The 14,554-nt window shown below is 70.8% G+C and carries 11 protein-coding genes, 1 tRNA gene and 1 pseudogene; 8 read left to right on the top strand and 5 right to left on the bottom strand.

Annotated features, from left to right (window positions below; translation table 11 throughout):
* Positions 1-38 precede the first annotated feature (38 nt).
* The 4 genes from ACWDN5_RS42390 (at position 39) to ACWDN5_RS42375 (ending at position 3,523) form a co-directional block, all read left to right on the top strand.
* Positions 39-401, top strand: coding sequence for a hypothetical protein (locus tag ACWDN5_RS42390; RefSeq protein WP_449680242.1), 363 nt, complete (start codon positions 39-41; stop codon positions 399-401).
* 35 nt (positions 402-436) lie between these two features.
* On the top strand, positions 437-1,585 hold the full coding sequence (locus tag ACWDN5_RS42385) for a DUF3631 domain-containing protein (RefSeq protein ID WP_449680241.1): 1,149 nt from the start codon (positions 437-439) through the stop codon (positions 1,583-1,585).
* Positions 1,586-1,871: 286 nt separating this feature from the next.
* The gene (locus ACWDN5_RS42380) at positions 1,872-2,171 is read left to right on the top strand and encodes a helix-turn-helix domain-containing protein (protein WP_449680240.1); all 300 of its coding nucleotides are present in this window, start codon (positions 1,872-1,874) and stop codon (positions 2,169-2,171) included.
* A 14-nt stretch (positions 2,172-2,185) separates the two neighbouring features.
* The gene (locus ACWDN5_RS42375) at positions 2,186-3,523 is read left to right on the top strand and encodes a tyrosine-type recombinase/integrase (protein WP_449680239.1); all 1,338 of its coding nucleotides are present in this window, start codon (positions 2,186-2,188) and stop codon (positions 3,521-3,523) included.
* Positions 3,524-4,433: 910 nt separating this feature from the next.
* On the opposite strand, the pseudogene ACWDN5_RS42370 reads toward ACWDN5_RS42375, so the two are convergent.
* The 3 genes and pseudogenes from ACWDN5_RS42370 to ACWDN5_RS42360 all read right to left on the bottom strand — a co-directional run.
* Positions 4,434-4,787 (bottom strand): annotated as a pseudogene (locus tag ACWDN5_RS42370) (hypothetical protein); the annotation flags it as partial.
* Positions 4,788-5,030: 243 nt separating this feature from the next.
* Positions 5,031-5,115, bottom strand: a tRNA-Ser gene (locus ACWDN5_RS42365).
* A gap of 44 nt (positions 5,116-5,159) precedes the next feature.
* Positions 5,160-5,903 carry a PP2C family protein-serine/threonine phosphatase gene (locus ACWDN5_RS42360; protein WP_449680238.1) on the bottom strand — a complete coding sequence of 248 codons (744 nt, stop codon included), beginning with the start codon at positions 5,901-5,903 and terminating at the stop codon, positions 5,160-5,162.
* A 78-nt stretch (positions 5,904-5,981) separates the two neighbouring features.
* On the opposite strand from ACWDN5_RS42360, the gene ACWDN5_RS42355 reads away from it, so the two are divergent.
* Entirely contained in the window at positions 5,982-7,676 is a 1,695-nt protein-coding gene (locus ACWDN5_RS42355; protein ID WP_449680237.1) for an HsdM family class I SAM-dependent methyltransferase, read from the top strand.
* A gap of 8 nt (positions 7,677-7,684) precedes the next feature.
* Complete coding sequence (locus tag ACWDN5_RS42350) at positions 7,685-8,575, top strand: serine/threonine-protein kinase (RefSeq protein WP_310969336.1); 891 nt, start codon at positions 7,685-7,687, stop codon at positions 8,573-8,575.
* Here the strand turns inward: ACWDN5_RS42350 and ACWDN5_RS42345 are convergent.
* A complete protein-coding gene (locus ACWDN5_RS42345) occupies positions 8,565-9,062 on the bottom strand; it encodes a hypothetical protein (protein ID WP_449680236.1) in 498 nt (165 codons plus the stop codon). The two genes, ACWDN5_RS42350 and ACWDN5_RS42345, sit on opposite strands and share 11 nt — an antisense overlap.
* Before the next feature lie 217 nt (positions 9,063-9,279).
* On the opposite strand from ACWDN5_RS42345, the gene ACWDN5_RS42340 reads away from it, so the two are divergent.
* Entirely contained in the window at positions 9,280-9,939 is a 660-nt protein-coding gene (locus ACWDN5_RS42340) for a L,D-transpeptidase (protein WP_310969333.1), read from the top strand.
* Between the two features lie 109 nt (positions 9,940-10,048).
* Positions 10,049-13,030 carry a PQQ-dependent sugar dehydrogenase gene (locus ACWDN5_RS42335; protein WP_449680235.1) on the top strand — a complete coding sequence of 994 codons (2,982 nt, stop codon included), beginning with the start codon at positions 10,049-10,051 and terminating at the stop codon, positions 13,028-13,030.
* Positions 13,031-13,075: 45 nt separating this feature from the next.
* Here the strand turns inward: ACWDN5_RS42335 and ACWDN5_RS42330 are convergent.
* Positions 13,076-14,554, bottom strand: a 1,479-nt coding sequence (locus tag ACWDN5_RS42330) for a 3-hydroxyacyl-CoA dehydrogenase (protein WP_449680234.1), incomplete at its 5' end; no start/stop codon positions are given.

The following is a 14,554-nucleotide window of genomic DNA, read 5'->3' as shown; positions in this document are numbered from 1 at the left end:
CACACCGTCACCCCGTGTGACCGACGTGAGGACCCGCTTTGACCACGCACACCACCGCCGCCGCCGGCCCGGCCACCCGGGTCACCATCCCCTTCACCGAGTACCGCGCGCTCACCCTCGACGCCGCCGCCTGGCGACTGCTGGCCACCAGCCCGCACGTCACCGAACTCCTTGCCGAATGGGTCGAGTGGGACCGCCGCCGCACGCTGCGGGAGACCTCGAACGCCGTGTCGGCCGCCGCCGACTGGCGCGCCCTCGCCGCCGCGCCGACCTACGCCGAACTCGAACGCCGCCGCGCCATCGCCACCCGACCCGCCCTGACGCCGCACCAGATCCGCGCACAGGCCGCCGCGTCCTGGGCCCGGGTTAACGCCTGGATCGCTACGCGAGAGGCCGCCTGATGACCACCAGCACGCCGAACAACGAGGGAGCACCAATGGGCACCTACGACCTCGAACCGTCCACCCTGGACGGGGCCGCCCTGCTCGACTCACTGCGGGCCGCGCTCACCCGGTACGTGGCTCTGCCCAACCCCGAGACCGCCGACGCCATCGCCCTGTGGATCGCGGCCACCCACGCGCAACCGGCGTGGGCGCATGCGCCCCGGCTGGTGATTCGGGCGCCGGAGAAGCGCTGCGGGAAGTCGCGGCTGCTCGACATCGTCGAGGCCACTTGCCACAACCCGTTCATCACGGTCAACAGTAGCCCGGCCGCTGTGTACCGGTCGGTGTCCGAGGACCCGCCCACCCTGCTCGTGGACGAGGCGGACACGATCTTCGGGCCGAAAGCGGACGGGAACGAGGACCTGCGCGGGCTGCTCAACGCCGGGCACCAGCGCAACCGGCCGGCCAAGCGCTACGACGCCACCAACCAGCGCGTCGAGTCCATCCCCACCTTCGCCATGGCCGCCCTCGCCGGAATCGGGGCCATGCCTGACACCATCGAGGACCGGGCGGTCATCGCCCGGATGCGCCGCCGCGCGCCCGGTGAAACCGTCGCCCCCTACCGGCACCGCCGCGACCGGCCCGCGCTGCGCCTGCTCGCCGACAACCTGCACGCGTGGCTGCGCGCCGACCTGTCCACATTGGAGACCGCCGAACCGGAGATGCCCGTGGAAGACCGCGCCGCCGACACCTGGGAACCACTCGTGGCCGTCGCCGACCACGCCGGAGGCACCTGGGGAGACCGCTCCCGCGCCGCCGTGCTCGCCCTCACCGCCACTGCCGACGAGGACAACGAAGGCTCCGACCGGCAACGCCTGCTCACCGACTGCCGCACGGCGTTCGGCGACGAACTCGCCTTGCCGACAGCTGAACTGCTGCACCGCTTGCGCGCGCTGGAAGAGTCGCCGTGGCGAGAGTACGGCGCGACCGGGCTCACCGCCATGAAACTCGGCAGTCTGCTCAAGGAGTACGGCATCCGCTCGGACACCATGCGGTTCCCCGGTGCCGGGCAGGCCAAGGGCTACCGCCGGGCCGACTTCACCGACTCGTGGGCACGCTACTGCGCCGACGCCCCGGCCGAACGCGACAGCGAAGAGGCCGCTGGGGGCGCAATTCCACTCCGCCGAGCGCGGTCGGCCTGACACCCGCCGGGCGGGGTAGTCGTACCAGCCGTACCAGCCTCATTTCCGCAGGTCAGCCCTGGTACGGCTTCCCCGCCTGGTACGGCTCAAGCCGTACCGCCGCAACGTCCTGGTACGGCTCAAGCCGTACCACGGAATCAAGCCGTACCGCACCTGACCAGGCAAAACGAGGCTGGTACGGCTGGTACGGCTTACCCCCTCAACACCGACAACCGACCACACCAGAACGAGGAGAGCCCATGCGCATCACCGCCACCCGCACCGCCACCCGAAGGGCTCACCACCAATGGCTACCGCCAACGACATCGCTCAGCTCGCCGCCAGTCTCGCCCAGCTCGCCGAACGCCTCGCGACTCACGACGACGACCCACGGCCGGCGCCCCGGCCGCTGCCGCCGCGCGTTCTCCTGACCGTCGAAGAGGCCGGGGAACGGCTCGGCATCGGCCGCACCACGGCCTACAGCCTGGTCCGCTCCGGCGCGCTGGAATCCGTCCGCATCGGCCGCCTCCGCCGCATCTCCGTATCCGCCATCGAAGCGTTCGCCGCCCGCCTGGTCGCCGGTTCCGCCGGCGAGACCGCTGCCTGAGGAAGGACTTTCAATTGGCAAGGAAGAAGCGCCCCGAGGGCACGCGCGCTCCGAACGGCGCGAGCAGCGTCTACTTCAGCGAAGCGGACGGCCACTGGCACGGTCGCGTGACGGTCGGCCGCAAGGACAACGGGAAGCCGGACCGTCGTCACACTATGTCCAAGGATGAGGCCAAGGTCCGGAACAAGGTGCGGGAGTGGGAGAACGAGCGCGACGAAGGGCGCGTCCGCAAGGCAGGGCAGAACTGGACCGTCGAGTCCTGGCTGACCCACTGGCTTGAGAACATCGTCGCGCCACCGACCATCACCGAGAATGCGTGGGACGCCTATGAGGTGGCGTGCCGAGTTCACCTCATCCCGGGCGTCGGCGCGCACCGTCTCCAGCGGTCCCACACGGGCGACAGGCTGGAACCCGACCACCTGGAAAAGCTCTACCGCAAGATGATGCGCGAGGGCTCCGCTGCGGGGCGGGTACACCAGGTTCACCGCACCATCCGCACCGCGCTCAAGGAGGCCAAGAAGCGCAAAATCATCACGGACAACCCGGCGGAACTCGCCCGTGCCCCGAAGGTAGAAGAGCAGGACTACGAACCGTACGAGGTCGACGAGATCCAGCGCATTCTCGAAACGGCCAACCTGAGGCGCAACAGCGCACGCTGGGCCATCGCTCTCGCGCTGGGTCTCCGCCAGGGCGAAGCACTGGGCATCCAGTGGCCGGACGTGAACTGGGACCGCTGGGACCGGCCGTGCAAGAAGCACGGGTCTCCGTTCTGCGCCACGTGCTTCGAGCACCACGCGCCCGAAATCGGCGTACGACGGAACCGGCTCCGGCCGAAGTACAAGCACGGTTGCTCGACGCCGTGCGGCCGGAAGTTCGCCGGGTACTGCCCGCACCGCGTCTCGACCCGTCGGGAGACCGCGCCGACGAAGTCGCGGGCCGGCAAGCGGTACATCGGGCTGCCCAAGCAACTCGCGCTGCTGCTGGCGCGGCACCAGGCGGCCCAGGCGCAGGAACGCGCCCTGGCGGCGGACCTGTGGGAGGAGACCGGCTACGTCTTCACCAAGCCGACCGGTCAGCCGCTCGTGCCGAACACCGACTACCACCACTGGAAGGAGCTGCTGCGCGAGGCCAAGGTGGGGGAGCGGCGGCTTCACGACGCCCGGCACACCGCCGCGACGGTTCTTCTGCTGCTTGAGGTACCGGAACGGACCGTCATGTCCATCATGGGTTGGTCGAGCACGGCCATGGCAGCGAGGTACCAGCACGTGACCGATCGCATAAGGCGCGGCGTTGCTCATCGAGTTGACGGTCTGCTGTGGGCGCCGGCAGGACCTGACCGGTTTGAAGGCTGAACACTAAGCCTTGGCGTCTCCGGCGGCTCGTCGATGCGCGAGAATCCTGTGGGGCCGACATGGACCGGGCCTACGTCGACTTGGACGCCAAGTAGGCCTGCGGCTAAAAGGATGGCCACGATGATCCACAGCACGTAACGGGCCGCTTGGGGATTTGTGAGTGCATGGCTAACCCAGCGCGCCATGCGCGATCGGCTATCACCTGCAGACTTATCGGCGTCTCTCGCAAGCGCCTCGACACGTCGAAGATCATCGTTCGGGTCAGGGCTAGGCGGAGGAGTTAAAGTCATGGGGGTTCGCCCTTCGTGCGCGTTGGCGAAGTCGCCGGTCCGATGCTGTAGGAGGCGTTGACCGATGATCTTCTGTCGTGCGGGTGAGTGAGCCGACTGGGTGCCGACTGGCCTCAGTGGTGACGGGCGGTCTTCTTGCCTGAAGGAGGCCGCCCGTCTGCTGTCTAAGTTGATCCGTGGGGTGTACCCATTGAAACAGATCCAACGACTCAGCGTGATCATCTGATTGTGCCGAGTGATCACGGGTACGGAATCAGCAAAGCCCCGGACGTTGGAACGTCCGGGGCCCGGCCGATCACGGTGCGTGCCGGCGATGACCTGGCACGGATCTCGCATACTTAATTGCTGGCCAGCGCTACTCCAGGTCACAGCTGTTTTGTTCCACTGCTGACCTTGCTACACGCGGCGGCCGATATGTCGGTGAGACCAGCGCGACCGGGGTAATGTCCCCAATTACAGGGCGCGACCGCTATCCGCTCACCAGATCTTAGGCAGTGGACAGGCGGACGAGAGAGCTGGTCCAGCTCCTCGCCGGCCTGCACGTACTGCTGAGGCAGCCCAGCATCGGCCTTGGCCTGGGCGTCCACGAGCCCTTACCGGGCTTCTCTCAGCAGGTTTGTAACATTCCGTAGCTGCGTGTGCCCGGCCTGCATCCCGGTCGCGTGGATACGGCGGATGTGCACAGGTCGAACAGCGAAAGGGCGCTCGTGCGGCTGAGCGGGTGGAGGTCGGGCAGGATCGCGGTGAGCTGCCCGATGTCCCACAAATACATGCGCACTGCGTCGTGACCACTCGTTCTGTTGTCCCGCACTCGCCTGGTTCATGCCGACGCGGTCGATGTCGCGCTCCAGTTCGAGTTTGGCAAGGTCGGCTTCCGCGGCTTGGCGCGCCCCGGCTGCCGCGCCCAGCACCAGTCCGATCTGATGGCGGACCCGGTCGAGTGCGGTTTCAACGCGGTTGCGTTGCTCGGCTGACTAGTTGGCCATCGGCGTCCCCAAGAAAGTGCTCTGCAAGCCGTTGATGCCTTGCAGGGCTTCCGGCTGGAGTCCGTGTGTCTGACTCACTTAGTGCTGGCCGCTTCCCTGCGTCGTCTCTGCGAGCGACTGCTGGGCTCCCAGGAGAGCCCCGACGGGGCAACTGAGACTAGAACTGAGACTAAGACGGAAAACGCCGGGCGTCCCTAAGCGGGGCACCCGGCGTTTTGCCTGATCAAACGGCGGAGGATACAGGATTCGAACCTGCGAGGGCGTGAACCCAACACGCTTTCCAAGCGTGCGCCTTAGGCCGCTCGGCCAATCCTCCGCAGGAGACGATACCGGATGGCCCCGCGCGGCCCGGAAGGTGGGTCAGGCCGTGACGTCGGCGACCACGCAGGTGATGTTGTCCGGGCCGCCGCCCTCGTTGGCCAGGCGGATCAGCTCCGGGATCACCTCGGCCGGCTCCTGGCCGGCGTCCAGGACGTCGCGCAAGGTCGCCTCGGGGACCGGGCCGCTGAGGCCGTCCGAACAGAGCAGGTAGCGGTCTCCCGGCTTGGCCTTGAACGTCCAGATGTCCGGGTCGCCCGAGCCCGCCGTCTGAAGCGCTTTCATCAGCAACGACCGGCGGGGGTGGGACTCGGCGTCCTCCGCGGCGACGCGGCCGTCCTCGACCAGGGCCTGGACCAGCGTGTGGTCGCGGGTCAGCCGGCGCAGGCCGCCCTCGCGCAGGAGGTAGCCGCGGGAGTCGCCGATGTGGGCCGCCGCAAACTCGATGCCGTCGAACAGCAGGGCCGTCAGCGTCGTGCCCATGCCTTCGGTCGCCGGCTCCTGCGACGCCACTTCGTGCAGCCGATCGGCGATCGACTTGACCACGCCGGTCAGGGTTGCGGCCAGGTCCACGTTCGTCAGATCGAGCCGTCGCAGGTCGACCTCGAGCTCGCGCAGCACGTCGACCGCCGTCGCGCTGGCGACCTCGCCGTGCGGCTGGCCGCCGATGCCGTCGGCGACGGCGAGCAGGCGGGAACTCGCGTACACCGCGTCCTCGTTGACCCGGCGACGCTTCCCGACGTCCGACCCGGCGGCGTACCGCAGGACGTACCGATCGTGTGTCATGTCCCCCATGAAAGCATTGGTTGACTGAGTTCACAAGCGCCTCGGCTGAATGGAGCATCCTCCGATAGAGTCCTCGCCATGGACGACGACGCCACGGTCAGCGCGGCCGACATCGCGCGGCTCGCCGGGGTGGGGCGGGCCGCGGTCAGCAACTGGCGCCGCCGCTACCCGGACTTCCCGCCGCCGGTCGGTGGCACGGCGTCGAGCCCGCTGTTCGGTCTGTCCGCCGTCGCCGCCTGGTTCCGCGCCCGCGGCAAGAAGTTCGAGCTGAGCGCCGGCGAACGCGCGTGGCAGCGCCTGCGCGCCCTCGGAGACGACCTCGACCTCGCCGAGCGCGTCAGCCGCGCGGGCGGCTTCTTCGCCTTCCAGGCCGGCCTCATCGACACCTTCGACAGCCGGCTCGACGACCCGGAACTGCTCACCCTGCTCAGCGAGCTGACGCACCAGGCGGGGCCGGTCGAAGCGTTCGAACTGGTGTGCCGCCGGTACTTCGAGGCGCATTCGCGGCGGCTGTCGGCGACGCCGGAACCGATCGCCGAGCTGATGGCCCGCCTCGCCGGACCGGTGTCGACGATCCTCGACCCCGCGTGCGGCTTCGGCGCCCTCGCGCTCGCGAGCGGCGCGAAAACCGTGCTGGCGCAGGACAGCGACCCGATGACGGCGTCGATCGCGGCACTGCGGCTGCGGTTGCGCGGCATCGAGGCGGAGGTCCACGCGGTCGACGCGCTGCGCGAAGACGCCTTCGCCGGCCGCACCGCCGAAGCGGTGTTGTGCGACCCGCCGTTCAACGAACGGGCCTGGGGCCACGACGAACTCGTCGGCGACGCGCGCTGGGAGTACGGCCTACCCCCGCGCGGCGAGCCCGAGCTCGCCTGGGTGCAGCACTGCCTCGCGCACGTCGAACCCGGCGGCACGGTGGCGATCCTGATGCCGGGCGCGGCGGCCGGGCGGCGCAGCGGCAAGCGCATCCGGGGCAACCTGCTGCGCGCGGGCGCGGTCCGCGCCGTCGTCACGCTGACGCCGGCGGGTCCCGACCTCTGGCTGCTGCGGCGGCCGGCTCCCGGCGAGCGCGCGCCGTCCACCGTGCTGCTCGGCGAAGCGGGCGACGAACTGTCCACAGTGGAAGAAATGTGGCAGGAGTTCGGCCGCCACCCCGAATCCGGCGTCCGGATCATCGACCTGCTCGACGACGACGTCGACCTGACACCCGCCCGCCGCCGCACCCGGGACGAGGATCCCGGCCAGGCCTTCCAAGCCGTGCGCGCCAAGTTCGCCCAGCTGACACCGCAGCTGCCACCGCTCGAAGCGGCGGACGCCGAGCTGGCGTTCACCACCATCGGCGAGCTGGTCAAGGCCGGCGTCGTCGACGTCCGGCACGCGCCGGTGCGCGCGGACGCCGAACACCCGCTGGCCGAGGCGGGTGACGTCGTCGCGTCGGTGACCGGCATCGCGTACGTCCACAGTGGACCGCCGCGGCCGGTGGGCGCCGGGCTCACCGTGTACCGCGTGGACGACGAGCGGCTGGACGCGGGCTTCCTGGCCGGCTGCCTGCGCGCCGCCGACCTGCCCGCCGCGTCGGCGTCCACCCGGGTCGACGGCAGGCGCGTGCGGATCCCGCGGCTGCCGATCGCCGTCCAGCGGGAGTACGGCCGGGTCTTCACAAGCCTCGCCGAGTTCGACACCGCCCTGCGCGAGGCGGCGGAAACGGGCCGTGAGCTGGTCCGGCTAGGCTTCGCGGGACTTGTCGAAGGACGGCTCAGGCCGGGCCACTAGGGGAACGGATGCTGATCGCCGACCGCTACGAGCTCGACGAGCTGCCCCTCGGCCGCGGCGGGATGGGCGCGGTGCACGGCGGGTTCGACCGCAGGCTCGGCCGCCGCGTGGCGATCAAGCTGCTCAGGCTGCCGGGCCGCGACGAAGAGCTCGAAGCCCGCTTCGCGCGCGAAGCCCGGATCCTGGCGACGCTCGACCACCCCGGCGTCCCGACGCTGTACGACTACGGCACCCACGACGACCGGTTGTTCCAGGTCATGCAGTTCGTCGACGGCGTGACGGTGGCCGACCTGCTCGCCGAGCACGGGCCGCTGCCGGTGCCGTGGGCCGCGGCGATCGCGGCGCAGGCGTGCGCGGTGCTGACCGCCGCCCACGCGCTCGCCGTCTGCCACCGCGACCTCAAGCCGTCCAACCTGATGCTCGGGCCCGACGGCGGCGTGAAGGTGATGGACTTCGGGCTGGCCGTGCTCCGCGAAGCCGACGCGGCGCAGTTCACCCGGGCCGGGCAGCTGCTGGGGACGCCGTCCTACATGGCGCCCGAGCAGATCCAGCGGGGTGGCGCCGAACCGCGCAGCGACCTCTACGCGCTGGGTTGCGTGCTGCACGAGATGCTCACCGGACGGCGGCTCTTCGACGGGCCGACCGCGTACGCGGTGTTCGAGCGGCAGGTCAAGGAGCTGCCGCCGCCGGTGCCGGGCGTCCCGAAACCGTTGAACACGCTGCTCGCCGAGGTGCTGGCGAAGGATCCGGAAGCCCGGCCGGCCGGCGCCGCCGTGCTGTACGAGCGGCTCGGTGCGTTCGTCGGCGGGCTGCCCCCGCTGCCGGGCTTCCTGGTGCCGCCGTCGGTGCCCAGCCCGGGCCGGATGTACGCCCGGATGCTGGGCCGCGTCAGCGGGTGACCGCCGGCCGCTGGTCGGCGAGCGGCAGCCCGCGCCGCTGGATGCGCCGGTAGGTCGTCGCGTTCTGCACCGCGATGCTCAGGCCGAGGCTGAGCGCGATCGACGCCGAGGTCAGCGGCCCCGTGATGCCGAGTGCGGTACCCAGCGCGATCACACCGACCCGGACCGCGACCGTCAGCGCCCACAGGCCGATCGTGACGGCCGAGCCCTTCTGGAACGTCGTGCCGTCGCGCTCGGTGAGCGTCGTCGTGGTGCTGCGCAGCACGCCGAGCCCGGCGAGCAGCAGCAGGTCGGCGGCGAGCAGGCCGAGCTCGGCGGCGGACGCGCCGGGCAGCGCTTTCAGCGTCAGGTACGCGCCGACGGCCGTGAGCAGCAGCGGCAGCACGATCAGCGTCCGGCGGCTGAGCAGCGTGCCGCGGACCTGCTTGTACACGACCTTGTACAGCACGAAGGCGGCGATGACCGCGTAGAGCAGGACGCTGGACATTTCGAGGCTCCCCTGGTTTCGAAGGTTCCCCCAGCTTCGGCGACCAGCGCCCCGGTTTCGTCGGCCCGGGGATCGGATCCGGGTGGATTCCGGCCTCCACCCCCGGGTTGACCGCAGCTACCCAAATCGTGACCTTTCCCGACGAACCTCGAACGGGTGACCGCCGTCTTTACCGGTGTCCAAACGCGATGATCGAGACAGCTGGGGGTACCGGATCGTGAAGAGGCTTCTGGCGGGAGCGGCCGCGCTGGCCACCGCGTTCGTGCTGGCCGCGTGCTCCGGCGGGGGCTCGGCCGGTGGCTCGAACGCGGGCGGCGGGGCCGTCGCCGCGGCGGGCACCGGCGGCGGGACGCCGACGACGTCCAGCGCCACCCCCACCCCCGCGCCGACCAGCACCGCCACGGTGCCGACGCCCACCACCGAGACCACGAAGGCGGCGCCGACCAGCACCTCGGCCAAGCCGAAGCCCAAGCCGACGCCGAAGCCGGCCCCGAAGCCCGCGGCGGACCCCGGCGTCCCGTGCGCGGCGGCGGCCGCGGCCCCGGGCACCGCCGCCTGCGTCGACATCTCCGCGCACAAGGCGTGGATCCTGCAGGGCGGCAAGGTCGTCTACGGGCCGGTGCCGATGCTGCCGGGCCGCAAGGGCTACGCGACCCCGACCGGCACGTTCCACGTGCTGTCGAAGGAGAAGATGCACCTGTCGAAGGAATTCGACAACGCGGAGATGCCGAACTCGGTCTTCTTCTACCCGGGCGACGCGTTCCACACGGGCAGCCTCTCGGTCTACTCGCACGGCTGCATCCACCTGTCGCCGGCCGCGTCGCTGAAGTTCTTCAACACGCTGCACATCGGCGACGTCGTGCAGGTCGTCCCGTAACTCGCTACGTTCCGTCACGTGGCGTAAGTCACGTTCGGGTGAAGTAATCGCCGTTGCTGCAACTGGCTCCCTTGATCTTGCGACAAAGAGATCATCGGAAGGGAGCCGGATGGCCATGCGCACGCTTCGCCTGTTGCTGACGGCGGTCCTGGTGGGAGCGTTGCTCCCCGTCGTGTCACCGGGGGTGGCGACGGCGGCGACGCTCCCACCGGGGTTCGTCCTCCGGGACACCGACACCGGCCTGGGGCCGTACGAGCTCACCGACTTCGCGTACCTGCCCGACAACTCCGTCCTGGCCACCGGCAAGAGCGGAGCCGTCCGCTGGCTGCCGGTCGGCGGCGCCGGCCGGACGATCGCGACGCTGCCGGTCCGCGCCGAGGAGGACCTCGGCCTCGTCGGGGTCGCCGTGGCGCCCGGCTACGCGACGTCGCGGGCCATCTACCTCACGCGGTCGATCAACGCCGGCGGCGGCTTCGTCATGCGGCTGTCGAAGTTCACCGTGACCGTGGACGCGGCCGGGGCGCCCACCGGCCTGACCGGCGAGCAGCCGCTGTTCGAGGTGCCGGGCACCTCCGACGTCCATGGCATCGACGCGGTCATCGCGGCCCCGGACGGGACGCTGTGGCTGTCCGTCGGCGACAGCAGCGACTACCGGATGATGGACCCGGCCGCGCTGCGCGCCCTCGACGTCAACCAGCCCTACGGCAAGATCTTCCACCTGACCGCGTCCGGCCAGGGCGTCCCGGGGAACCCGTACTACGACGCCGCCGATCCCGGCTCGACCGCGAGCAAGGTGTTCGCGCGCGGCTTCCGCAACCCGTTCCGCTTCAGCATCGACCCGAACCTCGGCCTGCCGGTGGCCGGCGACGTCGGCTGGAGCAACTGGGAAGAGGTCGACGTCGTCCAGCGCGGCGCCAACCACGGCTGGCCGTGCTGGGAGGGCAGCCGCCCGACGCCCGGCTACAGCGGCCTCGCGGGCTGCGCCGGCGTGCCGAACCAGCCGCCCATCCACGAGTACACGCACGGCACCGGGCCGATGAACGGCAACAGCGTCACCGGTGGCATCGTCTACAGTGGAGCCAGTTATCCGGCGGCCTACCGCGGCTCGTACTTCTTCGGCGACTACGTGGCGAACAAGGTCTGGACGCTGCGGTACGACGGCCAGGGCAAGCTGAGCCAGGCGCCGGAGAACCCGCCGGTCTTCACCGGCGTCGGCGGTCCGGTGAAGTTCGCGGCGGCGCCGAACGGCGACATCGTCTTCGCCGACATCCTGTCCGGGAACGTGCGGCGCCTGAGCTATTCGGCCGGCAACACCGCGCCGGTGGCCAAGGCGACGACAGCCACGAACCCGGACACCCGCACGGTGACGTTCGACGGCTCGGCGTCGGTCGACTACGACAACGACACACTCGCCTACGACTGGGACTTCGGGGACGGGACCACCGCGGCCGACGCCGGCCCGAAGGTGTCGCACACCTATCCGGTGGGCACGGCGTCGTTCACCGCGAAGCTGCGCGTCCGGGACCCGCTGGGACTCGGCGGGGAGGTCGCCATCGTCGTCGCGCCCGGCAACCGCACCCCGGCGCTCACCCTGAACACCCCCGGGAGCACGACGTTCGCGGTGAACCAGACGGTCTCCGTGAGCGCCACCGCGTCCGACGCCGAGGACGGTGCGCTGCCGATCACCTGGACCACGGCGGTGCGCCACTGCCCGAGCGAAGCGACGTGCCACTCGCACCCGGGCGTCGGCGGCACCGGATCGAGCTTCTCGCAGCCGTTCACCGCGCACCCGGACTCCCGGATGGAGCTCACCGCGACGGTGACCGACAGCGCGGGCGTCACCACGGCCAAGACGTACACGGCGCTGCCGCGGCAGCACCGGATCACGCTGCGCGGCACCCAGCCCGCGGAGCTGAGCATCCCGGTGGCGGGCGGGGTCAGCTCGGCCATGGTCACCGAAGGCGCTTCCTTCGACGTCGAGGCCGCGCCGCTGGCCATCGACGGCGTCTCGAAGTTCACCGGCTGGCAGGGCGGTCCGGCGGATCCCAAGTGGATCGTCACGGTCGGTTCGGCCGACCTGACGCTGACGGCGAACTACGCGACCCCGATCGACCAGCGTTACGACACCGACGCGGCGTTGCGCGCGAGCCTCGGCGCGCCGGCGGGGGCGGAGATCACCGACGGCCCGGTCCACTACCGCGTTCACGCGAACGGCCGGCTCTACTGGAGCGCCGGGACGGGCACCCGGTACGTCACCGGCCCGGTGCTGGACAAGTACCTCGCCCTGGGCGGGCACGCCCTGCTCGGTCCTCCGACGTCCGACACGGCCACGACGCCGGACGGCGTGGCCCAGTACAACCACTTCCTCGCCAACGGCACCGTGGGTTCGATCTACTCCACCGCGGCGACGGGCGCGCACCTCATCACCGGCGAGATCCGGAAGCGGTGGGCGGCGCTGGACTACGAGCGCGGCGTCGGCTACCCGACGACCGACGAGCTGGCCACACCGGACGGTGTCGCGCGGTACAACCACTTCGTCAAGGGCGGCAACGTCGGATCGATCTACTACACGGTGGCGACGGGCGGGCACGCGATCTCCGGTGAGATCCGCAAGAAGTGGGCCGCGCTGGACTACGAGCGCGGGCTGGGTTATCCGACGACCGACGAGCTGGGGACACCGGACGGTGTCGCCCGCTACAACCACTTCGCCAAGGGGGGCACGGTCGGGTCGATCTACTACACGGCCGCCACGGGTGCGCGGGCGATCAACGGCGAGATCCGGAAGAAGTGGGCGGCCCTCGACTACGAGCGCGGCCTCGGCTACCCCACGACCGACGAACTCGCGACACCGGACGGCCGCGGCCGCTACAACCACTTCACCAAGGGCGGCTCGATCTACTACACGACGGCCACCGGTGCCCACATGGTGAAGGGCGAGATCCGGAACCGCTGGGCGGCGCTCGGGTGGGAGTACTCCTACCTGCGGTACCCGAAATCGGACGAGTACGTGACGAACGGGTGGTACCGCAGCGACTTCGAAGGCGGGTACATCACCTACAGCGCCGTCGGGTCCCGCGACTTCCGCTGGTGATCCGGCCCGCGGCGTCGCTGAATTCCGGCCCGTCCGCCAGTCCTCTTAGGACTGCCGCAGGTCCGCCGGTGTCGTGCCGGCCGTTGTCAGCGGCAGGCCGAGGGCGACGCGCTCGGTGAGCCACGGGCTCGGCCGGTAGCGGGGGTCGCCGGTGGTCGCGGTCAGGCCGCACAGGATGCGCAGCACCACGTCGCCGCCGACGAGGTCGCCCCACGCCAGCGGGCCGCGCGGGTAGCCGAGGCCGAGGCGGACCGCCGTGTCGATGTCCTGCGGGGTCGCCAGGTGCTGGCCCGCGATGAAGCAGGCGGTGTTGACGATCGACGCCAGAAGGCGCTGCGCGATCGGGGCGGGCCCGTCGCGGACGACCGTCACCGGGTGGCCGGTCGCGGCCAGCGCACCCCAGGCGGCGCGGGCCGCCGCCGGGTCGAGTCCCGGGTGGACGGACATCGTCAGCCGTCGTTCGTAGCCGCCCAGCGGATCGACACCCGCGACGCGGGCCGGCGGCAACCCGGCGCGGATCGCCGCGTCCACTGTGGACTCGCCGTAGAGCGGCACGAGCAGGATCGCGTCCGGGTAGGCGTCGGACACCACCTGCACGCCCGCGGACGACAGCGCGCGGGCGAGGTGCTCGTCCGCGGTGAACACCGGGCTGGCCGGCTTCGGCGGGGCGGCGGGCTCGTCGGCGACCTGCTGCTTGCCGTCGGCGTAGGAGTAGAAGCCTTCGCCGTTCTTCCGCCCGAACAACCCGGCGGCCACGCGCGGCCGGGTCAGCCACGACGGCCGCAGCCGCGGATCGCCGTGGAAGCCGCTCCAGATGCTTTCGAGGACGGCGTGCGAGACGTCGAGGCCGGTGAGGTCGAGCAGCTCGAACGGGCCGAGCTTCAGGCCGAGCACGTCCCGGGCGATGCGGTCGACGTCGGCGGGCTCGGCCAGCGCCTCGGCGAGGATCTGCAGCGCCTCGGTGTTCAGGCCGCGGCCGGCGTGGTTGACCAGGAAGCCGGGCGCGTCCTTGGCGAGCACCGGCTCGTGGCCCCAGCTCTTGACCAGCTCGAGTGCTTCGCCCGGCAGCCAGCCGTGCGTGCGCGCACCGGGGACGACCTCGACCAGCCGCATCAGCGGGACCGGGTTGAAGAAGTGCAGGCCGACGAGCCGGGCGGGGTCGGCCAGCCCGGCGGCGATCTCGGTGACCGACAGCGAACTCGTGTTCGTCGCGAAGATCGTCTCCTGTGGACAGACGCGTTCGAGGCTCGCGAACAGGGCGCGCTTGGTTTCCAGGTCCTCCCGGACGGCTTCGACCACGAGGTCGACGCCGTCCGCGGGCGCGTCGGGCGCGGCCACGGCGACCAGCCGGCCCTTGACGGCTTCGGCGTCTTCGCTCAGCTTGCCTTTGGCGGCGAGCTTGTCGACCATCCCGCCGACGTAGCCGATCGCCTCGGTGACGGCCTCGCGCCGGACGTCGGCCAGCTCGACGGTCACCCCCGCGGTCGCGGCCAGCTGGACGATCCCGCGGCCCATCACCCCGGT

It is taken from the genome of Amycolatopsis sp. NPDC003731 (genome assembly GCF_053586895.1).
Note: the sequence above shows the minus strand (reverse complement) of the source record. Positions and strands in the feature narration are given on the sequence as shown.

Bases quoted from the DNA above. Each gene is read 5' to 3' on its own strand.
- ACWDN5_RS42345 (WP_449680236.1), bottom strand. From the start codon at position 9,062: ATGTCCAGCGTCCTGCTCTACGCGGTCATCGCCGCCTTCGTGCTGTAC.
- ACWDN5_RS42335 (WP_449680235.1), top strand. From the start codon at position 10,049: ATGGCCATGCGCACGCTTCGCCTGTTGCTGACGGCGGTCCTGGTGGGA.
- ACWDN5_RS42360 (WP_449680238.1), bottom strand. From the start codon at position 5,903: ATGACACACGATCGGTACGTCCTGCGGTACGCCGCCGGGTCGGACGTC.
- ACWDN5_RS42350 (WP_310969336.1), top strand. From the start codon at position 7,685: ATGCTGATCGCCGACCGCTACGAGCTCGACGAGCTGCCCCTCGGCCGC.
- ACWDN5_RS42385 (WP_449680241.1), top strand. From the start codon at position 437: ATGGGCACCTACGACCTCGAACCGTCCACCCTGGACGGGGCCGCCCTG.
- ACWDN5_RS42380 (WP_449680240.1), top strand. From the start codon at position 1,872: ATGGCTACCGCCAACGACATCGCTCAGCTCGCCGCCAGTCTCGCCCAG.
- ACWDN5_RS42355 (WP_449680237.1), top strand. From the start codon at position 5,982: ATGGACGACGACGCCACGGTCAGCGCGGCCGACATCGCGCGGCTCGCC.